At 74.1% G+C, this 21,474-nt stretch carries 17 protein-coding genes; 4 read left to right on the top strand and 13 right to left on the bottom strand.

Annotated elements, in window-relative coordinates:
* Positions 1-693, bottom strand: coding sequence for an RraA family protein (locus ACRRSS_RS15795; RefSeq protein ID WP_435971847.1), 693 nt, complete (start codon positions 691-693; stop codon positions 1-3).
* 118 nt (positions 694-811) lie between these two features.
* Here ACRRSS_RS15795 and ACRRSS_RS15790 point away from each other — a divergent pair, with 118 nt between their 5' ends.
* Together ACRRSS_RS15790 and ACRRSS_RS15785 are read left to right on the top strand one after the other, a co-directional pair.
* Positions 812-2,308 carry an APC family permease gene (locus ACRRSS_RS15790; RefSeq protein ID WP_435971846.1) on the top strand — a complete coding sequence of 499 codons (1,497 nt, stop codon included), beginning with the start codon at positions 812-814 and terminating at the stop codon, positions 2,306-2,308.
* Between the two features lies 1 nt (position 2,309).
* The gene (locus ACRRSS_RS15785; protein WP_351903064.1) at positions 2,310-2,726 is read left to right on the top strand and encodes a universal stress protein; all 417 of its coding nucleotides are present in this window, start codon (positions 2,310-2,312) and stop codon (positions 2,724-2,726) included.
* A gap of 7 nt (positions 2,727-2,733) precedes the next feature.
* Here ACRRSS_RS15785 and ACRRSS_RS15780 read toward each other — a convergent pair whose 3' ends face one another.
* From ACRRSS_RS15780 to ACRRSS_RS15770, 3 genes are all read right to left on the bottom strand, one after another.
* Positions 2,734-4,971: a sulfatase-like hydrolase/transferase gene (locus ACRRSS_RS15780; protein WP_435971845.1), complete on the bottom strand. Its 2,238-nt coding sequence runs from the start codon at positions 4,969-4,971 to the stop codon at positions 2,734-2,736.
* Positions 4,972-5,297: 326 nt separating this feature from the next.
* Positions 5,298-6,743 (bottom strand): carboxylesterase/lipase family protein, encoded by a 1,446-nt coding sequence (locus ACRRSS_RS15775; RefSeq protein ID WP_435971844.1) that lies wholly within the window; start codon positions 6,741-6,743, stop codon positions 5,298-5,300.
* A gap of 151 nt (positions 6,744-6,894) precedes the next feature.
* Positions 6,895-8,130, bottom strand: coding sequence for an MFS transporter (locus ACRRSS_RS15770; protein WP_435971843.1), 1,236 nt, complete (start codon positions 8,128-8,130; stop codon positions 6,895-6,897).
* 409 nt (positions 8,131-8,539) lie between these two features.
* Between ACRRSS_RS15770 and ACRRSS_RS15765 the strand changes: the two genes are divergently transcribed.
* Complete coding sequence (locus ACRRSS_RS15765; RefSeq protein ID WP_351903076.1) at positions 8,540-8,905, top strand: hypothetical protein; 366 nt, start codon at positions 8,540-8,542, stop codon at positions 8,903-8,905.
* On the opposite strand, the gene ACRRSS_RS15760 is transcribed toward ACRRSS_RS15765, so the two are convergent.
* The 9 genes from ACRRSS_RS15760 to ACRRSS_RS15720 all read right to left on the bottom strand — a co-directional run bounded on the left by ACRRSS_RS15760 (position 8,896) and on the right by ACRRSS_RS15720 (position 19,705).
* Positions 8,896-9,312, bottom strand: coding sequence for a DUF4440 domain-containing protein (locus ACRRSS_RS15760; protein WP_435971842.1), 417 nt, complete (start codon positions 9,310-9,312; stop codon positions 8,896-8,898). The genes ACRRSS_RS15765 and ACRRSS_RS15760 overlap by 10 nt on opposite strands.
* Positions 9,313-9,380: 68 nt before the next feature.
* Complete coding sequence (locus ACRRSS_RS15755; protein ID WP_435971841.1) at positions 9,381-11,726, bottom strand: arylsulfatase; 2,346 nt, start codon at positions 11,724-11,726, stop codon at positions 9,381-9,383.
* Positions 11,723-12,541: a formylglycine-generating enzyme family protein gene (locus ACRRSS_RS15750; protein WP_435975346.1), complete on the bottom strand. Its 819-nt coding sequence runs from the start codon at positions 12,539-12,541 to the stop codon at positions 11,723-11,725. Before ACRRSS_RS15750 ends, ACRRSS_RS15755 begins: the two co-directional genes overlap by 4 nt.
* A 107-nt stretch (positions 12,542-12,648) precedes the next feature.
* Complete coding sequence (locus ACRRSS_RS15745) at positions 12,649-14,610, bottom strand: dipeptide ABC transporter ATP-binding protein (protein ID WP_435971840.1); 1,962 nt, start codon at positions 14,608-14,610, stop codon at positions 12,649-12,651.
* Positions 14,607-15,482, bottom strand: coding sequence for an ABC transporter permease (locus ACRRSS_RS15740; RefSeq protein WP_435971839.1), 876 nt, complete (start codon positions 15,480-15,482; stop codon positions 14,607-14,609). The genes ACRRSS_RS15745 and ACRRSS_RS15740 overlap by 4 nt, the downstream gene beginning before the upstream one ends.
* A gap of 2 nt (positions 15,483-15,484) precedes the next feature.
* Positions 15,485-16,429 carry an ABC transporter permease gene (locus ACRRSS_RS15735; protein ID WP_435971838.1) on the bottom strand — a complete coding sequence of 315 codons (945 nt, stop codon included), beginning with the start codon at positions 16,427-16,429 and terminating at the stop codon, positions 15,485-15,487.
* Position 16,430: 1 nt separating this feature from the next.
* Positions 16,431-18,023, bottom strand: a complete 1,593-nt coding sequence (locus tag ACRRSS_RS15730; RefSeq protein WP_435971837.1) for an ABC transporter substrate-binding protein — start codon at positions 18,021-18,023, stop codon at positions 16,431-16,433.
* 301 nt (positions 18,024-18,324) lie between these two features.
* Complete coding sequence (locus ACRRSS_RS15725; RefSeq protein WP_327166350.1) at positions 18,325-18,396, bottom strand: putative leader peptide; 72 nt, start codon at positions 18,394-18,396, stop codon at positions 18,325-18,327.
* A 76-nt stretch (positions 18,397-18,472) separates the two neighbouring features.
* Positions 18,473-19,705: an ROK family protein gene (locus tag ACRRSS_RS15720; RefSeq protein WP_435971836.1), complete on the bottom strand. Its 1,233-nt coding sequence runs from the start codon at positions 19,703-19,705 to the stop codon at positions 18,473-18,475.
* Between the two features lie 674 nt (positions 19,706-20,379).
* On the opposite strand from ACRRSS_RS15720, the gene ACRRSS_RS15715 reads away from it, so the two are divergent.
* Positions 20,380-21,324: a TauD/TfdA dioxygenase family protein gene (locus ACRRSS_RS15715; protein ID WP_435971835.1), complete on the top strand. Its 945-nt coding sequence runs from the start codon at positions 20,380-20,382 to the stop codon at positions 21,322-21,324.
* The last annotated feature ends 150 nt before the right edge of the window (positions 21,325-21,474 follow it).

The following is a 21,474-nucleotide window of genomic DNA, read 5'->3' as shown; positions in this document are numbered from 1 at the left end:
TCACTCCTCGATCGCGCCGCCGATCCGGCGCAGATGCCGCCGGAAGGTGTACGCGGGGTCCTCGGCGCGGCCCGCCAGATACGCGTCGAACCGGGTCTGGGCGCGGAGCGTGTCCCCCGCCCTGATGCGACGTGCCTGTTCGCGCTCGGTACGGAACAGGGCGCGGGCGGTCTCCAGCACCTCCGCCACCCGGGCGGCCGACACGAAGAGCACGCCGTCGTCGTCGGCGAACACGACGTCGGCGGCGGTCACCTCGTGCGCGCCGAACCGCGCCGTGCGCAGCGCGTCCGGGTCCCGGGGGTCGAGGCGTACGGGGCCGGGCGCGTGGCGGCCGTACGAGAAGACGGGCAGCCCGATCCCGACCAGGTCGGGGGTGTCCCGGTGCAGGCCCCAGACGACGACTCCGGCGACACCGGCCGCCTCGGCCTCCAGGACCGCGAGGTCGCCGACGCAGGCCTCGTCGCGGCGGCCGGCGTTGTCGATGACCAGGACGTCACCCGGCCGGGCGTCGGTGAAGGCCTCGAGGAAGACGTCGACGCTGCCGTAGTGCCGGACGGGGAGCGCCCGGCCTGCGACGCGCTGCCCCGGGACGACCGGCAGGACCCCGGCGGGGGCCGCGCGCAGCGGCTCCCCGAGGCGTACGCAGGCGTCGGCGACCAGGGGTGTGGAGAGGTCCGCGAATTCCTTCTGCATCGGGCGTTCCGTTCTGTGACGGGTGCGGTACGGCGGGCTGCGCGATGCTATCGCCGGAGTGCGGGCGGGGTCGGGCCTCCCTACGATGAAGGCATACCTCTCCCGGATCGAGGGACCCATGACCGCAGAGGATGCCGCACCCGAAGGACGACCCCCGGGTTTGAAGGCCAATGCGATCGGTTTCGTCGACGCCCTCGTCATCGGGCTCAACTCGACGTCCCCCGCGTACTCCCTCGCGGCCGTCATCGGCCCGATCGTCGCCCTCGCCGGGATCTACGCGCCCGGCGTGATGTTCGCGTCCTTCGTCCCGATGCTGCTCATCGCGTCGGCGTTCTACTACCTCAACAAGGTCGACCAGGACTGCGGTACGACGTTCTCCTGGGTCACCCGGGCCATGGGGCCGTGGGCCGGCTGGCTCGGCGGCTGGGCCATCGCGATGACCGGCGTACTGGTCGTCGGCTCGCTCGCGGACGTGGCCGTGAGCTTCGCGCTGCTCTCCGTCGGCCTGGACAGCTGGGTGGACAACGCCTTCGTGCGCCAGTCGCTCACCGTGCTGCTGATCCTGGTGATGACGGCCGTCTGCGTCATCGGCACCGAGCTGTCGGCCAAGGTGCAGAACGTCCTGATCCTGGCCCAGGTCGCCTTCCTGCTGATCTTCGTGGGCGTGGCGCTCTACAAGGTGTACGCCGGCACCAGCGCGTACGACTCCGTGGAACCCGCCCTCGGCTGGCTCAACCCGTTCGGCGCGGGCGGCGCGGCCCTCACCGGCGGTCTGCTGCTCGGCGTGTTCATCTACTGGGGCTGGGAATCGGCCGTCAACCTCACCGAAGAGGTCAAGGACTCCGCGACCGCCCCCGGCAAGGCGGGGCTCTGGTCGACCGTCATCCTCCTCGTCACGTACGTGTCCGTGGGCTTCGCGGTCGTCGCGTACGCCGGACCGACGTTCCTGGCGGAGAACGCGGGCGAGGAGGAGTTCATCTTCGCCCAGCTCGCCACCGACGTCCTGGGCGGCTGGGACTGGGTCCTGCTCCTTGCCGTGTCGACCTCCGCCATCGCCTCCACCCAGACGACCATCATCCCGGCCTCGCGCACGGCGCTCTCCATGGCGCGCCGCCGGGCCCTGCCCGCCCACTACGGACACATCAGCCCGCGCTTCCGCACCCCCGACGTGAGCACCTGGTGGGTCGCCGGCATCGCCATCGGCTGGTACCTCGTGGTGAACCAGATCAGCACCAACGCCCTCTTCGACTCCCTGACCGCGCTCTCCCTGCTCATCGCCTTCTACTACGCGCTCACGGGCATCGCATGCGCGGTCTACTACCGGCGGCACCTCCTGGAGAGCGTCCACAACTTCCTGCTGATCGGCCTCGGTCCGCTGATCGGGTCCGGGCTCCTGATCTGGCTCCTGGTGAGGTCGGTCTCCGACATGTCGGACCCGGAGAACTCGTACAGCGGTACGTCGTGGTTCGGTCTGGGCCCGCCGCTCGTCATCGGCATCGGCATCGCCCTCACCGGAGTGATCGTCATGATCGTGTGGCGCCTGCGGTCTCCCGCCTTCTGGGAGGAGCGCCCGAGCGTGGCCGACCCCGACATGGTCCACGGCAAGGAGCGCTGAGATGTCGGTCGTGCTGGGTTACGACGAGTCCCCCGGAGCCGCCCGCGCGCTGCGCATCGCGGTCGAGGTGGCCGCCGCGTTCGACGAGCGACTGGTGCTGGTCTACGGGGCGGCGGCCCCCGGGCCGACGGGCGAGGAGTACCGCTCGCACTACGAGGCCATCCGCCAGACGGGCCGCACCGGTCTGGAGCACGCGGTCACGGAGGCCGACCGGGCGGGCGTGCCGACCGTCGTCGAGGTGCTCGACGAGAAGCCGGCCCAGGCCCTGATCGACGCGGCGACCCGCCACGCGGCCCGGGTCATCGTGGTGGGCAGCTGGGGCGAGAGCCCCATGCGGGGCGCCCTCCTGGGCTCGACGCCCCACAAGCTCCTGCACATGTCGACGATCCCGGTGCTCTGCGTCCCGCCCGAGGACTGACGGCGCCTCACGCCCCCGGGAGGACCGTGACACGGGCCAGGGCCCAGGAGGTGTGGTCGAAGGACGTCCTGGCGTTGGCGTCCGCCACCTCCAGGCGCAGGACCCGCACGCCCCGCACGTCGACGTCCACCGGGACGGGGCCGCCGGCGGCGGTCAGGACGGGGCTGGTGAACAGGGCGCGGTCGTCGCCGTACACCGTGGCGCGGGTGCCGCCGGCGGAGCTCTGGCGGGCCGAGAAGTCGTCGATGCCGACGAGGGCGGTGAACCGGTCCCCGGCGCCGCCGAGGTGGAACGCCACGTCGCTGTGGGCGTGGACGCCGAGCCCCTTGGCGTAGGTGGTGCCGCCGAAGGCGATCGGGGTGCCGTCACCGGCGGCGTTCCTGCCGTTGGAGGAGTCGCGTTCGACGGGGCCCCAGCCGTTGACGGCATGGATCCAGGGCAGGTCGGAGAGGTGGCTGTCGCGGGTGGGCGCCGGGGGCGGGGTGGTGACGAGGCCCGTGTCCTCGTACCGTACGACGCCTCCCGGGGCGAGGGCGGTGCCTTCGGCGGTGAGGGTCCACGGGGTGGCGGCGGGGGCCCCGGCGGGCGGGGTGACCTGCCAGCCGGTCGTCAGCCGCCCGCCGGGGGCGAGCTGTCCGGCGGTGGTGGCCGTGGTGGCCCGTACGGTCCAGCCCGCGGGTGCGCGCAGGGTGACGGCGGGTGAGTTCCAGGGCCGCGCGGAGCCGTTGGCGAGCGCGGCGGTGACGGTGAAGGGCCGGCCCGGGACGGCGAGGGACGGCACGGTGAGGGTCGTACCGAACGCGGTCCGGGGGTACGTGTCCTGCCAGGAGGAGCGCATCAGCGCGACCAGTTCGGCGACCCGGGCGGGGTGGCGGGAGGCGAGGTCGGAGCTCTCGCCGGCATCGGTGGCCAGGTCGTACAGCTCGACCTGCCACTGGTCGTCGGGCAGGGCGTGGTCGCGGACCGGGGCGAACCGGACGGCCTTCCACCGGTCCTTGCGCAGCGCCTCGGCCAGCCAGGTGGCCCGCTGCTTGTCCTGGGCGTCGGCGCGGGAGGTGACACCGCGCTCGTCGCGGAACCAGTAGAGGTGGTCGTGGCGGGCGGCGTTCGTGCCACCGGCGAGCAGGGGCGCGACCGACAGACCGTCCACGTCGGCGGGGGCGGGAGCGCCGCCGAGTTCGGCGAGGGTGGGGAGGAGGTCGGTGAGCGGGGTCGGGCGGTCGCTCGTGCCGGTCCGGACCCGGCCGGGACCCCAGGCGATGAGGGGGACGCGGACGCCGCCCTCGTACAGGTTGCGCTTGTAGCCGCGCAGCGGGCCGTTGGAGTCGAACAGGTCGGGGTTGACCCCGCCCTCCTCGTGGGGCCCGTTGTCGCTGGTGACGAGGAGGATCGTGTCGTCCTCCAGGCCGAGGGCCCGCAGCCGGTCGACGACGTCGCCGACGAGGGCGTCGAAGAGGCTCACCTGGGCGGCGTGCCCCTTGTTGGCGGCGCTCCACGTCCGGGAGGCGTACGCGCCGTGGTCGGGGATGTCGCTGGGGGCGTGGGGCACGGTCGGGGTCAGCAGCAGGAGGAACGGTTCGGCCGCGTGACGGTCGAGGAAGTCGAGCGCCCGCCGTCGCAGCAGCTCCGGCGCGTAGGCGCCCTTGGCGCCGCCCACGTTGGCGGCGACGGGCTCCTTGACGCCGTTGTGCCACAGGTACGCGGGGTAGTACTGGTGGGCGTGGCCGTGGTCGATGTAGCCGTGGAACTCCTCGAACCCGCGGGCGTTGGGGTGACTGTCCTGACCGGCGCTCTCCGGCCCGAAGCCCCATTTGCCGATCACCCCGGTGCGGTATCCGCGGGCCCTGAGCACCTGGGCGAAGGTGGTGTCGGCGGCGGTCAGGGAGCCCTGTGCCCCGGACGGGTTGGCGCGGACGGTCGCGTGCCCGGTGTGCAGACCGGTGAGGAGCGAGCAGCGGGAGGGGGCGCAGACGGCGGCCGTGGAGTACGCGTCCGTGAACCGCAGCCCTTCCGCGGCGAGTCCGTCGAGGCGCGGGGTGGCGATGAGCTTCTGGCCGTACGCGCCGAGTTCGCCGTGTCCGAGGTCGTCGGCGAGCACGACGACGAGGTTCGGAGGGCGGGTCGGCTCCGCGGCGCTCCCGGCCGGTGCCGGTGCCGGCTGGGCCTCGGCGACGGCGGTCGCGGGGAGGGCGCCGAGGCCGAGGGTGGCGGCGGACCCGGCGAGGAAGCGGCGGCGGCTGGGCATGGCGGGCTCCTTGGGCGGGGAGGCGGTCGCGGGACGGCTGCGCGGGGGTGGGGGGCGCCGGCGACGTACGGCACGGGCGTGCCAGGGGCGAACGAGGGCCTGCCGTAGCGCCCCTGGCACGCAGTCGATCATCGGTGCGCCCGTACCGGCGGACCATGCACAGCGCATGAAAAGCGTGTGACGCGGGCCCGGCGCGCCCGACCGCCCGACCCCGGCCTTCCCCGGCCCCGCCGCTCGGGGTCCCGGGCAGACGGTCCCAGGGTGGAGAGTCCCAGGGTGGGCGGCGCCCTCCCGGGGCCGGCCACCCCGGGGCGGCCCGTCGCCGCTCAGTCGAGCCAGAGTTCGCGGACCCGGCGCGCGGGGTCGTGGGCGATCCGTGGCTCGGCGTCCCAGATCATCGTGGCGCGTCGGGCCGCGGTGTAGCGCGGCCAGTCGGCGCCGGGGTCCTGGTCGGTCACGAAGGCGACCCAGGCCCGGTGCAGGGCGTCGGCGAGCGCGCGCGGCGGCGCGTCCCCGGCGACGGCCGTGACCCCCTCGGCGTGGAGGAGGTCGAAGGCGAACGGCAGGTCCAGGCAGTGGAAGGCGAGCCCCGCGACGGGTGAGCGCCAGGTGAACTCGTAGAGCCAGGTGGGGCGGCCGCGCTCCGCCCGGGCGTCCGCGACGGCGAGGTTCGGGGCGCGGAAGGTCGCGTCGGTCAGGGCCTGGCCGAAGATCCGCTCCGGTCCGCCCTCGGCGTACGCCTCGGCGAGGGCGTCCGTCCTGCCGGGGTCGAGGCCGAGGCCGCCGAGCAGCACGGGCAGCGGGGGGCCTTCCGGGCCGGGGGCGGGGAACATCGTGAACTCGTGCTCGGTGAAGCCGAGCATCAGGGGCACGTCCGCGCCCGCCTCGCCGGTCGTGAGCGCCTCAAGGGCGGGCAGGGGGATCAGCTCGCCGTCGGCGAAGGGGGCGAGGGCGAGGAGCGGCGGCAGGCCCTCGCGGTCGGGGCCCGGTTCGGCCAGCCGGTCCTGGAGGGCGAGGATCTCGTCGTCGCCGAGGTCGCGGAGGGCCGCGGCGGTGGCGGGCACGCCGGTGCGGGAGGTGAGGAGCCGTGCGGCGGCGCGGCCGGCCTCGGGGCCGTCGGGCCGCGGGACGGCGCCCGAGACGGAGAGGGCGCCCCGGAAGAGGCCACGGGCCGCCGGGACCGCGAGCAGGGTCTGGACGGCGCCGCCGCCCGCCGACTGGCCGGCGACGGTGACCTTGGCGGGGTCTCCGCCGAAGGCCGCGATGGTGTCCCGGACCCACTCCAGGGCGGCGATCCAGTCCCGTACGCCCCGGTTGTCGGGGGCGTCCTCCAGGTGGAGGAAGCCCTCGATGCCGAGCCGGTAGCCGACGGAGACGAGGACGACGCCGTCGCGGTTGAACGCGGCCCCGTCGTACCAGGGGCTGGCGGCCGAGCCCGCGACGTAGCCGCCGCCGTGGATCCAGACGAGGACGGGCAGGGCGGCGGCCGGGGCGGTGTCGGGCGTGAAGACGTTCAGGTTGAGGATGCCGGCGCCCGGGACCGACGGCTCGGGGATCGTGGTGACCTCGGCGAAGGGGCGGCGCTGGGCCGTGGGGCCGTACGCGGTGGCGTCGAGCGGCTCCGTCCAGGGTTCCGGCGGCACGGGAGAAGCGAACCGCAGGTCGCCGACGGGCGGCCGCGCGTACGGGATCCCCAGGAAGCGGAGGCTGCCGTCGGCGCGGCGCTCGCCCCGGACGGGCCCTCGGGTGGTGGTGACGGTGATGCTGCTCATCGAGTGCTGCTCCTTCTGCGCGGGGGCGCACGAGGCCGGGGAGGGAGCCTGTCACCGTCAACTTACACGTGTCAATGCTCCGTGAGCAGCCGGCTCCCTCCCCGCCCTCGGGCGACTGCCTCCGTGACCTCCGCCGCCGTCCTCCCCGGCCTCAGCCGACTGCCTCCGTGGCCTCCGACGGCTCCCTCCGCGGCAGGAGCAGCGGGGTCGCGAGCAGCACGACACCGGCGAGGCCGATGGCGGCCCGGGGCCCGACGGCGGCGCCGAGGAGCCCCCAGAGCGCGGTCAGGGCCGCGACGGAGGCCTTCGTGGTGACCGACCAGGCGGTGAGGGTACGGACGACCCGGTCGGTCGCCGTCACGTCGAGACGGTGGGCGGCGAGCACCGGGGCGAAGACGGCCGAGCAGGTGATCAGGGCGAACTCGACCACCATCACGAGCAGGAGCCCACCGGCGCCGGGGTGGACGAGGACCAGCCCGACGGGCCAGCAGGCGCGCAGCACCCCCGAGGTCAGCAGGACCCGGTGCCGGCCGTAGCGCGCCACGAGCGGCCGGGCGAGCCGCGAGCCGACGAGTCCGCCGACGCAGGGCACCGCGAAGGCGAGCCCGTACTGCCAGGGGGCGAAGCCGAGCGGCCCCAGCATCAGGACGGCGAGGAGCGGCGCGGTCGCCATGATCAGGCCGTTGACCAGGACGGTGTTGAGGAACAGCGGACGCAGCAGGGGGTGGGCGAGGATGTGCCGCCAGCCCGCGAGGAGATCACCGGCGCGCAGGGGCGGCCGTTTCTCGCGGGCGGGGTCCGGCCAGGGCTCGCGCCCCCGGATCGCGCGGATGCCGACCGCCGAGAGGAGGTAGCTCAGGGCGTCGGCCAGGACCACCGCCACCGGGCCGAGCAGCGCGACCAGACCACTGCCGAGCGGCGGTCCCAGCACGGTCGCGGTCCATGTCGTGGATTCGAACCTGGCCTGGGCGACGAGCCGGTCCTCCGGCCCCAGGAGGGTCTTGAGGAAGGCGCCGGAGGCGGCGCCGAAGGTGATGTCGGCCGCCGCGACGACGACGGAGACGGCCAGGAGCTGGACGAAGGAGAGCCGGTCGAGCGCGTAGGCGGCGGCGAGGCTCAGCAGCGCCGCGCCCCGCGCGAGGTCCATGGCGATCATCACGGGCCGCTTGCGGCGGAACTCCACCCAGGGGCCGAGCGGCACGGCGACCGCCGACCCCACGGCGGCCCCCACGGCGGCGAGGGCGGCGACCTCGGCGGCGCCCTTGTGCAGCACGGTGATGGCGAGCAGCGGGAAGGCGTTGAAGGCGATCCAGGTGCCCAGGGTGCCGGCCGCGTACGCCGCCCACAGCCACCCGAAGTCGCGCCCCAGGGACGCCCTGCCCGTCATGCCGTACCCCTCTCGCCGACCGGCCACACAACCACGCGCCGACCCCCGACATCAAAACGGGTGGACGCCGGAGCGCACGCTCGGGACTTCCCGCCGGGCACACCGGAGCTCACGCTCGGGACTACAGGCCAGGCACACCGGACCGGACCACCTGGGGCCTCCGGCCCGGACCACCCGAGCCGCCGGACCGGAGGCCCCCGCCCGGACCACGGGCGTGCCCCGGCCCGGACCACGGGCGTGCTCCGGGCCGGGGACGCCCGGCGGGGCGTCCGGGCCCCTCGTCCGTTCCGTCCGCCGGGAGGCCGACATCCGGACACCCTCCCGGCGGACGGCCGCGTGAGGGGCGTCCCGAGCCCTAGACTCGGAAGGCCCGGACGGCCGGGCTGGTCCTGGGGGAAGGCGGCCGGCGATGAGGTGGGACCCCGATGCCGTGGTGGGGATGCTCGTGGTCCTGTTCGGTGCGCTGCTCGTGACCGCCGGTGTGCGCTGGAAGGGGCGGGCGGTACGCCCGTTCGCCGCCTCGCGGGCGCGTTCCGTGGCCCAGCGGGAGTACGCCCGGGACCTCCAGAGGGCAGCCGACCACGTGATCGCGGTGGCCCGACGGTCCGCCGGCGCGGGTGAACCGGCGATCGTCACCGTCGAGGCCGTGGTCCGGACGACACAGGACCGCTACGGGTACGCCGGGGTCGAACGGCGGCACGCGGCGGCGGCGCTGCGCCGCCGGTACGAGCAGGGACGGTGTGCGGTCGACTGCGTCACCGACGCCTACGGCTGAGGGCCCGTCTCGGGTACGGGCGTGGCCTGGTGGTAGTACATCCGCAGACGCGAACCGTCCGGCGCGGCGGGGTCGCGGCGCCAGAGCGAGCTGCGCCGGGCCCTGCGGCCGCCGTGGAGCGTCTCGTACGTGAGGTGGACGAGGCCGGGGGCGAGGGTGCTGCCGGTGAGGCCGGCGGGTTCGTACCGCTGCCCGTCCTCGGTGCTGCCGGCCATCTCGGGGAGCGCGGCGAGCATCTCCTCGTACGTCCAGCGCCGGCCGGAGGCACCGACCTCGACGAACTCAGGGTCGAGCAGTTCGGCGGCGAGCGACCGGGAGACGCGGACGGCCGGGTCCATGAGGCGCAGTTCCCCCGCGACGGCTTCGGCGACCTCGGGGTCCTGGGCGGCCTGATCCTGGAACGTCATACGGCCATGGTGACGCGGGCCCGCTCGGGCGGCCAGGGGTTTCGCCGCCCGCCCGCGCGCGGGCCGGACTACTCGAAGGCCGCCGCGGCCTCCTTGAGCGCGGCGGCGACGGCCTCGGGCGCGTCGGGGCCGGGGGCGCCGGGCCGGTAGGTGACGGAGCGCAGGCGGCCGGTGAAGCGGAAGGACCGGTGGCGTTCGTGGACGGGCCAGGAGACGGGCGACTTCCGGTCGACGCCGACGCTGATCCCCTGGAAGGGGGCCATGCCGATGAGCTGGTGGACGCTGTCGGGGGTGGCGCGGTGCTCGCCGTCCACGGTGACGGTGAACCGCCAGCGCAGTCCTTCCTCGGCGGCGGCGGTGAGGAGGATCTCGTGCGGGCCGGGGGCGAGGGGGCCGGCGTCGGTCTCGTGGAGGGTGCCGTACTCGTTGTACGCGAGGGTCAGCCGGCCGTTCTCGACGTACAGGCTGTAGCCGCCGCCCTGGTCTCCGTGGGAGACGAGGACACCGTCCCCGGCCTCGTCGACGGCCACGGTGATCTCGAAGGAGCGGAGGGAGACGAGCCGGGAGGAGCGGTACCGCTCCAGTTCCGGGGTGCCGGGCAGCAGGGTGAGGGGGCGGGCGAGCCGCTCCTCGGCGGGGTTGCGGCGGGCGAGGGCGCCGCTGTGGTCGGGCAGCGGGAAGACGCCGTTGCGCCGGGCGGCCTCCTCCCAGGCCTCGGAGAGCTCCTTGACGAGCGCGGGGTGTTCGGCGGCGAGGTCGTGGATCTCGGTGGGGTCGGTACGGATGTCGTACAGCGCCCATTCGGAGTCGTCGTAGGGGGCGCCGGGCCGGTGCAGGGTGACGAGCTTGTGGCCGTCGCGGTAGTGGCTGCGGTTGCCGGTCATCTCGCAGTACTGCTCGGGGTGGGTCGAGCCGTGGGCGGGGTCGGTGAGGACGGGGGTGAAGCTGACGCCGTCCGGTTCCTGGAGGGGGACGCCCCGGCGGGTCTCGGGCCGGGCGAGACCGGCGAGTTCGAGAAGGGTGGGGGTGATGTCGGTGACGTACTGGTACTGGGGGCGCAGCCCGGTGGCGAGGCGGCCGTCCCTGACCCCCTCGGGCCAGGAGAGGACGAAGGGCACGCGGACGCCGCCCGCGTAGGTGTGGCCCTTGTAGAGGCGGAACGGGGTGTTGGAGGCCATGCCCCAGCCCCGGGGGTAGTGGACGAGGCTGCGGGGGCCGCCGATGAGTTCGGGGTCGCGGTCGACGTCGGGGTCCCAGTCGCCGGGGAGGCGGGGGTGGTGGACGAAGCGGCTGAAGTAGGAGCGGGTGCCCTCCGCGCCGCCCTCGCCGGTGCCGCCGTTGTCGGAGGTGAAGACGATGATGGTGTTGTCGAGTTCGCCGAGGGCGTCGAGGGTGTCGGTGAGGCGGCCGAGGTTCTGGTCGATGTTGTCGACGAGGGCCGCGTACACCTCCATGTAGCGCGCGTAGAGCAGTCGCTGGTTTTCCGTCAGGGAGTCCCAGGCGGGGACGTCGAGTCCGGCCTCGCCGTTGCGGGCGGGGAGTTCGGTGCCGGGCGGGAAGAGGCCGGCGGCGATCTGGGCGGCGAAGCGCCGTTCGCGCAGGGCGTCCCAGCCCTCGTCGTAGCGGCCGCGGTGTCGGGCGATGTCCTCGGCCTTGGCCTGGAGGGGGCCGTGGACGGCGTTGTGGGCGAGGTAGAGGAAGAAGGGCTTGTCGGGCTCGTGGGCGCGCAGCGACTTCACCATGGAGATCGCCTGGTCGGTGATGTCGTCGGTGTAGTAGTAGTCGTCGGGGAACTCGTCGATGTCGAGGGGGCTGTTGTCCCGGACGAGCTGGTGCGGGTGGAAGAGGCTGGTGAGCCCTTCCAGGACGCCGTAGTACTGGTCGAAGCCCTTCTGGAGGGGCCAGTTGCCCCGGTGGTCGGACGCGTTGGAGGCGGAGTCGCGGACGAGGTGCCACTTGCCGACGGCGTAGGTGGCGTAGCCGGCGTCGTGGAGGAGTTCGGCGAGGGTGGGGATGTCGTCGGCGATCTCCATGCCGTAGCCGGGGAAGCCGGGGTCGGAGTTGGCGACCATGGCGTAGCCGACGCGGTGCGGGTTGAGGCCGGTGAGCAGGGCGGCGCGGGCGGGTGAGCAGAGCGGCATGGTGTGGTAGTTGGTGAGCCGCACGCCGTCGTCGGCGAGGCCGTCGAGGACCGGTGTGGGGATCTCGGAGCCGAAGGGGCCGATGTCGCTGAAGCCCATGTCGTCGACGAGGACGACGACGATGTTGGGGGCCTTGGCGGGCGGGGTGGTACGGGTGGGCCAGGCGGGTTCGGACTCGGCGAAGGTACGGCCGACGCGGCCGGCGAAGCCCTCGTAGGGGTCGCGGCGGGCGGGGCCGGGCAGGGGCGCGTCGCGGTGGGGGCCGGTGGTCATGCGGGAGCGGGTCCTTCCGGGGGCAGCGAGCGGGCGCAGCGGAATCCGCCGTGGCCGGTCGAGGAGTCGGGGGTGTTGTGGGAGCGGGCCGCGACCCGGTAGCGGTTGCAGTAGGAGGTGTGGCAGAGGTAGGAGCCGCCGCGGATGACGTGCTCGCCCGGGCCGAAGGCGTCCGCGCACCACTCCCAGACGTTGCCGGAGGTGTTGTACAGGCCGTGGCCGTTGGGCGCGTACGCGGTGACGGGGACGGTGCCGATGTATCCGCCGGGCCGCTCGGAGCGGTGCGGGAAGTCGCCGGTCCAGGTGTTGCACATCTCCCGGCCGCCCGGGGTGAACTCGTCGCCCCAGGGGTAGCGGGCGCCGTCGAGGCCGCCGCGGGCGGCGTACTCCCATTCGGCCTCGGTGGGGAGCCGGGCACCGGCCCAGGCGCAGTAGGCGAGGGCGTCGCCGTGACTGATGTGGACGACGGGGTGGTCGGCGCGGCCTTCGAGGTCGGAGCCGGGGCCCTCGGGGGCGTGCCAGGCGGCCCCGGCGACACCGAGCCACCAGGGGGCCTGCGGCACCCGGCCGAGGACGTGGCGGTCGGCGGCGGGGTGGACCAGGAGGTGGAAGACGAAGGAGGAGCCGAAGCGTTCGGCGTCGGTGCGGTGTCCGGTGGCCTCGACGAACTCGGCGTACCGGGCGTTGGTGACGGCGGTGGCGTCGATCGCGAAGGGCGCGACGGTCACCTCCCGTACGGGTCCCTCACGGTCGGCGGGGTATCCCTCGCCGAAGGAGTCGCCCATGCGGAAGGTTCCGCCCGGCAGCTCCACCATGGGGTGGGGCCTCGGGGTGGTCCGGGCGGTGGTCGGCGGAAGGAGCGGGAGGGTCTCCGGCTGTCCGCCGTCTTCCGTGCGGGCGCGGCCCGGGGTGCAGCAGGCGCTCACGCGGACACCGCCTCGGCCGCGACGGGGACGCGTGGGGGCGCGACCGGTGCGGGTTCGGGCGCGGCGGCGAGCAGCGCGCGCGTGTAGGGGTCGCGGGGGTGGTCGCACAGCTCGTCGGCGCCGCCGGTCTCCACGATCCGGCCCTCGTGCATGACGGCGATGCGGTGGCTGACCTGGCGGACGACGGCCAGGTCGTGGGCGATGAAGACGAGGGCGAGACCCAGGTCGCGCTGGAGGTCGGTGAGCAGGCCGACGATCTGGGCCTGGACGGAGACGTCGAGTGCGGAGACGGGTTCGTCGCAGATGAGGACGGACGGTTCGGGGGCGAGGGCGCGGGCGATGCCGATGCGCTGGCGCTGACCGCCGGAGAAGGAGCGCGGGGGCCGGTCGGCCGCGGCCGGGTCGAGGCCGACCCGGCGGAGGAGTTCCGCGACCCGCCCGGCCCGCTCCCCCGGGGCTCCGATGCCGAAGGCGCGCAGGGGTTCCGCGACGATCTCGCCCACGCTCATGCGGGGGTTGAGGGAGGCGTACGGGTCCTGGAAGACCATCTGGACGCGGCGGCGTACGGAGTGGAGCTCGGCGCGGCCGGGCCGGGTGACGTCCTGGCCTTCGAGGAGGATCCGGCCGGCGTCGGCCGGGTGGGCGTGGGCGAGGACCCTGGCGAGGGTCGACTTGCCGGAGCCGGACTCGCCGACGATGCCGAGGGTCTCGCCCGCCGCCAGGGTGAGGGAGACGTCGTCGAGGGCGGTGAAGGAGCGGCGGCCGCGTCCCCGGTACGTCTTGCGGATCCCTTCGGCGGTGAGGACGACGGCCCCGGGGGCGGGCCGGTCGGTACGGGCGGGCGGCGGGGGCGGCGGGAGCGGCTCGTCCCGTTCGGCGGCGGGCAGGCAGGCGGCGCGCACCGTGTCGGTGAGGGCGACCAGCGGGGGTGCGGCGGTGTGGCAGCGGTCCTCGGCGAACGCGCAGCGGGCGGCGAACGCGCAGCCGGCGAGCGGCAGGCCGAGGTCGGGCGGGGTCCCGGGGATGCCGGTGAGCCGGGTGCCGGAGGGGGCGGACAGACGGGGTACGGCGGCGAGGAGACCGGCGGTGTACGGGTGCCGGGGGTGGCTGAGGACCTCGGCGGTGGGCCCGTCCTCGACGACCGTGCCTCCGTACATGACGAGGACGCGGTCGCAGGCGCGGGCGACGACGCCCATGTTGTGGGTGATCAGGACGAGGGCGGTGCCGGTGGTACGGGTGAGGTCACCGAGGAGGGTGAGGATCTGGTCCTGGACGGTGGCGTCGAGGGCGGTGGTGGGTTCGTCGGCGAGGAGGATGTCGGGTTCGCCGGCGAGGGCCATGGCGATGAGGACGCGCTGGCGCTGACCGCCGGAGAACTGGTGCGGATGGTCGTCGAGTCGGCGCTCGGGGTCGGGGATGCCGACGAGGCGCAGGAGTTCGACGGCACGGGCGCGCCGGGCGGCCCTGTCACGGCGGGCGGGCTTGTCGCGGCCGGAGGTCGTGCCGGGGCGGTCGGTGGTCGTGCCGGGGCGGTCGGTCCCGGGGGGCCGGCCGGTGGTGTCGCGGCCGGTGGTGCGGTCCCGGCCCGCGTGGGCGCGGAGGACCTCGTCGAGGTGGCGGCCGACGGTGAGGACGGGGTTGAGGGCCGTCATCGGGTCCTGGAAGATCATGCCGACACGGACGCCGCGGACGGCCCGGAGCCGTTCCTCCCCCGCCGTGACGAGGTCCTCCCCGTCGAGGCGGACGGTTCCGCCGGCGACGCGGCCCGTGCCGGGCAGCATCCCGAGCAGGGCGAGGGCGGTGGTGGACTTGCCGGAGCCGGACTCGCCGACGACGGCGAGGGTCTCGCCCCGGCGGAGTGTGAAGGACACGTCCCGGACGGCGTGCAGCGTCCCTCCGTCGGGGGTGGTGAACTCGACGTCGAGGCCCTGGACGTCGAGGAGCGGTGGGGTGGTCATCGGCGTATCTCCCGGTTCAGTGCCTCGGCGGTCAGGGAGAGGCCGAGGACGAGCGCGGTCACGGTCACGAGCGGTCCGGCCGCGAAGTGCGGGGCCTGGGCGAGGTAGGGCATCGACTGGCTGAGGACCGCCCCGAGGGTGGGTTCGGGAGGCCGGACCCCCACCCCTAGGAAGCTCATCGCGCCTTCGATGAAGACGGCGACGGTGAGGGAGACGGCGATCTGGACGACGAGCGGGTCGGCGGCGTTGGGCAGGATGTGCCGGGTGAGGATCCGGCTGCCCGAGGTGCCGCCGACGCGGGCGGCCGTCACGTACTCCCGGCCGCGCTGGACGAGGATGCCGGTGCGCAGGAGCCGTCCGAAGACGGGGATCTCGGCGAGGGCGATGACGATGATCACGGGGAGCCTGCCGGGACCGAGGACGGCGGTGATGGCGAGCGCCAGGATCAGCCCGGGGAAGGCGAGGACCAGGTCGAAGACGCGCTGGACGACGGTGTCGGCGACCGGGTGCGCGGCGGCGGCCAGCGCGAACAGGCAGCCGAGGACGGCGCCGAGCGGGACGGCGACGGCGATGATGGCGAGGTCCGCGCGGATGCCGTGGAGCAGGCGGGAGAGCAGGTCGCGGCCGAGGTCGTCGGTGCCGAGCGGGTGGCCGGGGGTGCCGGGTCCGGCGAGCGCGAGGGCGCTCTGGTCGGTGGGGCCGTGTCCGGAGAGGAGCGGGGCGAGGAGCCCGGCCAGGACGACGAGCCCCACGAGGGCGAGTCCGGTGCGGCCGCGGACGGTGGCGAGGGCGGCCCGGTAGGGGTGAGGGGTCCTGCGGGCCGGGGTCGTTCCGGCGGTGGCCGGGGACGGCTTGACGGTGTGAGTCGGCATGGTCACTCCCACCTGATCCGGGGGTCGAGCCAGGCGTGGACGAGGTCGGTGAAGAGCTGGACGAGGACGAAGACGGTGACGAGGAGCAGCAGGAGGTCCTGTACGACGGGGTAGTCGCGGCGGACCAGGGCCTGTTCGGCGAGCTGGCCGAGGCCGGGCCAGGCGAAGATCGCCTCGACGAGGACGGCGCCGCCGAGGAGGTTGCCGGTCTGCATGCCGAGGAGGGTGACGACGGGCGGCAGGGCGTTGGGCAGGGCGTGCCGCCAGAGCAGGCGGCGGGGGGCGATGCCGGCGGCGGTGGCGGTGCGGACGTAGTCCTCGCCGAGGGCGCGTTCGATGCCGTCCTTGAGGTAGCGGCCGAGGACTGCGGCGCTGGGCAGGGCGAGGCAGAGGGCGGGCAGCAGCAGGTACTGGACGCCGAGGTCGGGGGCGGTGAGGAGCGGGACGCGGCCGCCCGGGGGCAGGACGCCGAGGAGGACGGAGAAGAGCAGGACGAGGAGGACGCCGGTGACGAACGGCGGGACGGCGAGCGCCCCGGTGGTGAGGATCCGTACGGTGCCGAGGATCCAGCGGTTGCGGGAGGTCGCCCCGAGGATGCCGAAGGCGGCGCCGAGGACGACGACGAGGAACAGGGCGCCGAGGGTGAGTTCGACGGTGGCGCCGAGGCCGTCGCCGATGAGGTCGGCGGTCTGCCCGCCGATCGCGTACGACGGTCCGAGGTCGCCGGTGACGAGGTCGCCGAGCCACTGGACGTACTGGGTGAGCAGGGGTGCGTCGAGGCCGAGGCGGGCCCGGATGGCCGCCTCGGTCTCGGGGCTCGCGTCGGGTCCGGCGAGGACGGCGGCGGGGTCGCCGGGGACGAGACGGAGGAGCGCGAAGACGAGGAAGGAGGCGACGAGGAGGACGAGGAGGGCGGAGGGGAGCCTCCGCAGCAGATAGCCGCGCATCTCAGCCCGCCAGGTAGGCGTCGTCGAGGTTGAGGTAGGCGAACTTGTTGAGGGTGACGCCGTGCAGTTTCTTCGAGGAGACCTGGACGGCACCCCGGATGACGAGGTCGATGATGAACGCCTCGTCGAGGAGGGTGTCGGTGATCTGCCGGCGCAGCGCGTTGGCACGGGCGCCGGTCTCGGGGCTGGTCCAGGCTTCGCGGACGACCTTCGTGTAGGCGGCGGAGCGGAACCTGGAGGTGTTCTTGGCCTCGTTGAAGGGGTAGGCGCTCACCGCGAGGGTGGAGGGCTGGACCTGGGCGAAGCCGTGACTCATGGTCCACAGGCCGGGCATGGACTGGGAGATGAGGTTCTTCTGGGCGGTGGCCGGGTCGGTGGGCTGGAGGGTGACCTGGACGCCGATCTGCTTGAGGTCGTACTGGATCGCCTCGGCGACGGCGGTGTCGCCGGGCAGGTTGATGTGGAGCAGCGGCAGGTCGAGCTTGGGGTGACCGGCGGACCTGAGGAGCTCGCGGGCCTTGCCGGGGTCGTACGTGTAGTGGGTGCGGCCGGCCTCGCTGAAGGCGGGCGAGGACTTGGGCCAGGGGGTGGCGGAGGCGAGTCCGTAGCCGCCGAGGACCTGCTTGAGGATGCGCTCGCGGTCGATGCCCCAGGCCAGGGCCTGCCGGACGGTCCTGTTGTTCAGCGGAGCCACGGTGGTGTTGACGCCGAGGTAGAAGGCTCCGCCTCCGGTGGTGTACTCGCTGATCGCGAGTTCGGGGGTGGAGGCGATGACGGGGAGGTTCCTGCCGGGGACGCTGAAGGAGAGCTGGGACTGGCCGGTGCGCAGCGAGGAGAGCAGGGCGTCCGCCTGCGGCACGACCCGGAACTCGACGGCGTCGAGGTAGGGGCGCTCGGGCTGCCAGTACTTCTCGTGGCGGGTGAAGCTGAGGCCGGTGCCGGGGCTCCACTTGGTGAGCTTGAACGGGCCGGTGCCGTTGAGCTTCTTGCCGGTGACGGCGTCCTCGACGCTGTTCCGGTCGGTGAGGATCATGAACTCGAAGAGGTCGAAGAGGTTGTTCACCGGATGGGCGAGCTTGAGGACGAGTTCGTGGTCGCCGCGCTTCTCGAATCCGGTGACGGCGGCGGCCGTGGCCCTCAACTGGGCTGCCCTGAGCGGGTTCTGCAGGTTCCTGACCGCGAAGACGACGTCGTCGGCGGTGAAGGGGCGGCCGTCGTGGTAGGTGACGCCGGTGCGGAGCTTGAGGGTGATGCTGCGGCCGTCCTCGGCGTACTCCCAGGAGGTGGCGAGTTCGGGCTGCGGCTTCAGCTGGTCGTCGTAGCGGGTGAGCGTGTTGTAGATCAGCCGCTGCTGGAGCGACTGGCCGCTCTGGGCGAAGAGCAGGCTGGGCGTGAAGTCCGAGTTGATGGCGACGGTGAGGGTGCCGCCGCGGCGGGGCCCGGTACCGGCCTTCGCGGCGGGCGCCTCGGTCTCGGAGACCGCCGAGCGGCAGCCCGTGAGGCCGAGACCGAGCAGCAGGGTGCCTCCGCCCGCGGCGCGCAGGGTGGTGCGCCGGGAGAGGGCGGTGGGTGTGGAGGGGGACAGCTCGGTCATCGGTGCCTGCCTGTGAAGGGAGAGCGGAGGCGCACGGGGCGCGTTGATTCGTTCCGCTGCGGAAGGAAAAGGAGGAGGAAAAAGCGGGAGGGAGCCGGAAGGGAGCTCGGGAGGTCGCCGGAGGTCCGGGCATGCGTGGCGCGGCAGATGGACGCGGGACGGCGCGTCGCGCGAAGGAGGCGACCGGTGCGGCGGCCGGGACGGCAGGGGCGCGGTCCGTCAGCGGAGCGCGGACGGGCGGCCCGCCCTCGGCGGAGCCGGAACGGGGTAGGCGTGGCCGGCGCGGTGGCCGGCGCCTGGGTCAGACGCGGACGGCACAGACCGCGCTGGCCTGTCGACAGAGGTCGACGTGCCTGCGGGAGATGAGGCTCATGTCCGGATTCACGGGAGCAATATGACAGCGGCTTCGCGGGGCGGTCAACCGCGCCTGACCGCATTCTGAGACGACATCACCTCTCGCCCTCCAGCGCGAGCAGCTCCTCGGTCGTCTCAAGAGGCCTTCTGAACAGCGGATTCAGCAGAACCGTGCCTGCCGCGACGGGCAGCGTGGCTGGTCCAGCATGTGGACTGACGATGCGTTCGGGATCGTCACAGACGTGCGAGAGGTCGATCGCGGCCCCCCGGATCTCCTCCAGGTACTCCGGTTCGAGGACGCTCGACTGCTCCGTCACGACGACCAGATCGGGGTTGAGGACGTCGAGCAGGAGGGCCACGGCGCGGCCCACCGCGCGGGCGCGCTCGCGCAGCAGACGGTCGGCCCGCCGGTCCCCCGCGGCCGCCGCGTCCACGACCAGGAAGGTGTCCGGCTCGGGCACGATCCCGCGCCGGACGGCGGTGCGGCCGAGGGCCGTGTTCGAGGCGGTCGCCTCCAGGCAGCCCGAACGCCCGCACGGGCAGGGGACCGTGGAGTCCGGTACGGGCAGGTGTGCCACGTCACCGGCCGCCGCCCCGGGCCCCTGGTGGACGATCCCGCCGAGCCCGACGGCCGCGTCGACGACGTTGCCGACGAAGAGGTGGACCAGGCTCCGGCGGGCGGCCGGGCGGCCGAAGAGGATCTCCGACTGGGCGATGGAACGGGCGTGGTTGTCCAGGCGCACGGTGCGCCCGCCGAGGCCGCGGGAGAGTTCGGCGGCAAGCGGACGGCGGCGCCAGCCCAGGGCCTGGTGGCGGACGACCACCCCCTCGGCGGGGTCCACCCAGCCGCCGACCGCGGCGCCGACGCCGAGCAGGGGGCGCCCTCGGGTGTGCGCGTCCAGGAATCCGCTCAGTTCGCGGGCGACGGCGCCGGGCAGCCTGTCCGGCGCGATGCCGTCGTGGGGGTACGTCCGGTGGGCCAGGACCTGTCCGCGGAGATCGACCAGGGCGAAGGTCGAGCCGGGGACACCGAGGTGGACGCCTCCGGCGACCGGCCCGCCGGAGGCGCCGATGTGCAGGTCGACGGGGATCTGGGGCCGCCCCACTCCCCCGCCTCCGGCCAGCTCGGGCAGCTCGCGCAGGAGGCCGAGCCGGGTGAGGTCGGTGGCCTGGCGCGAGACGGCGGCGGGACTGAGGCCGGAGAGCTTGGCGACGGCGCCGCGGGCCACCGGTCCGTGGTCGAGGACGGTGCGCAGGACGGTGGCGGCGTTGGCCTCGCGCCGGCCGTCGCCCGCCATCCGGGGAGCGTGGGGGGAGTTCCTCGTCATGGGTGCCTCTCTGGTCACTGGTTCCGGTCACTGTTGCGGCGATGTGAATTCCCGGGGCGGTCGCCGCCGGGACCGTCGGCCTGCCGCGCGCCCCGGCACCGTGCTCGGCCCGCCCCGCCCGTGGCGGGAAGACACCGCAGGTCAAGGCCGGTTGGGCGGGGCGCGGCGGACCGGGGTGGCCGGGCCGCGCAGGCGCCGATTCAACCATCGGTGGCGGTCGCCCGGGGAGCGGACGGGCGCTTGACGTCCGGTGGCGGCCGCTGCGAGTCTCCGGGACATGTTCGCGACCTCCTCCTGTACCGCCGTCTCCGGCGCCTGATCCTCGCGACCCCTCGCGTGATCGGCTCCCCCGGTCCCGCCTCCGCACCTCTCGCCCGATCCGCGGGGCTCCCCGCCCGCCGTTCGGCAGGTCACGTCCCGTCGGGGCCTCGCGGGCCTCGCCCCACCGCCTGACCCACCTCGACTCCGGTGACCCTCCGGAGAGACTCACGGCATCCCACCGATCTCTCGGGATCCCCCAGCCTCTCGGGATCCCACAGATCTCTCGGGACCACACGGATCGCGGTGGGTCCCGTCTGCCCCACGGGCCCCCACGGGACCCCGCACAGCTTCATTAATTCCGCTGCGAAATTAATTACGACCGGGCCCTCCCCGGCCCCACGAAAGGACCCGCCATGTCGACCGCGACCAGCACCCTCACCGTCCAGAAGGTCGGCGGACGCCTCGGCGCCGTCATCTCCGGCGTCCGCCTAGGCGGCGACCTGCCCGCCGAGACCGTGGCCGAGATCCGCGCGGCGCTCCTCGCCCACAAGGTCGTCTTCTTCCGCGACCAGGACCACCTGGACGAGGAGGCCCACGAGGCCTTCGGCCGGCTCCTCGGCACGCCCGTCGCCCACCCCACCGTCCCCTCCGCCGACGGCCGATACTCCTTCCCGATCGACTCGGACTACGGCGGCCGGGCCAACCAGTGGCACACCGACGTCACCTTCGTGCCCGCCTACCCCGCCTTCTCCATCCTGCGCGCGGTCGTCATCCCGCCGTACGGCGGCAACACCCTGTGGGCCAACACGGCGACCGCGTACGCGAACCTCCCCGAGCCGCTGCGCGCCCTCGCCGACAGCCTGCGCGCCGTGCACTCCAACGACTACGACTACGCCGCGCTGCGCCCGGGCGTCCTGCCCGAGCAGCTCGCACGCTTCCGCGAGATCTTCGCCTCGACGAAGTTCCTCACCGAGCACCCGGTCGTACGGGTCCACCCCGAGACCGGCGAGAGGACGCTGCTGCTCGGCAACTTCGTCCAGCGGATCAGCGGGCTGACGGGCGCCGACTCCCGCGCGCTCCTCGGCCTCTTCCAGTCGCACGTCGAGCGCCCGGAGAACACCGTGCGCTGGCAGTGGCAGGTCGGAGACGTGGCCATCTGGGACAACCGCGCCACCCAGCACTACGGCGTGGACGACTCCGACGACCACGTGCGCAAGCTGCGCCGCGTGACCATCGACGGTGACGTGCCGGTCGGCGTGGACGGCACGTCCTCGGTCCTGCTCGCCCCCGAGTCCGTCCCGGACCCGGCGTTCGGCATCGCCTCGGGCAGCTCCACGGAGGAGCCCGCCTCCGTGTGACGACGCCGAGCGCGCACCGCTGCTCCGGATCGGCGCGTGGGCGCCGACCCGGAGCGATGGCGACGCGCTGGGGCGGGTCGGCCCGGCGCTTCGGCCCCGGGCGGGTGCCGAGTCGCGGGTCGGCCCGGCGCTTCGGCCCCGGGCGTGGTG

It is taken from the genome of Streptomyces sp. Qhu_M48, assembly GCF_051305195.1.
Classification (GTDB): domain Bacteria; phylum Actinomycetota; class Actinomycetes; order Streptomycetales; family Streptomycetaceae; genus Streptomyces.
This window is presented reverse-complemented; position numbering and strand designations above follow the sequence as displayed.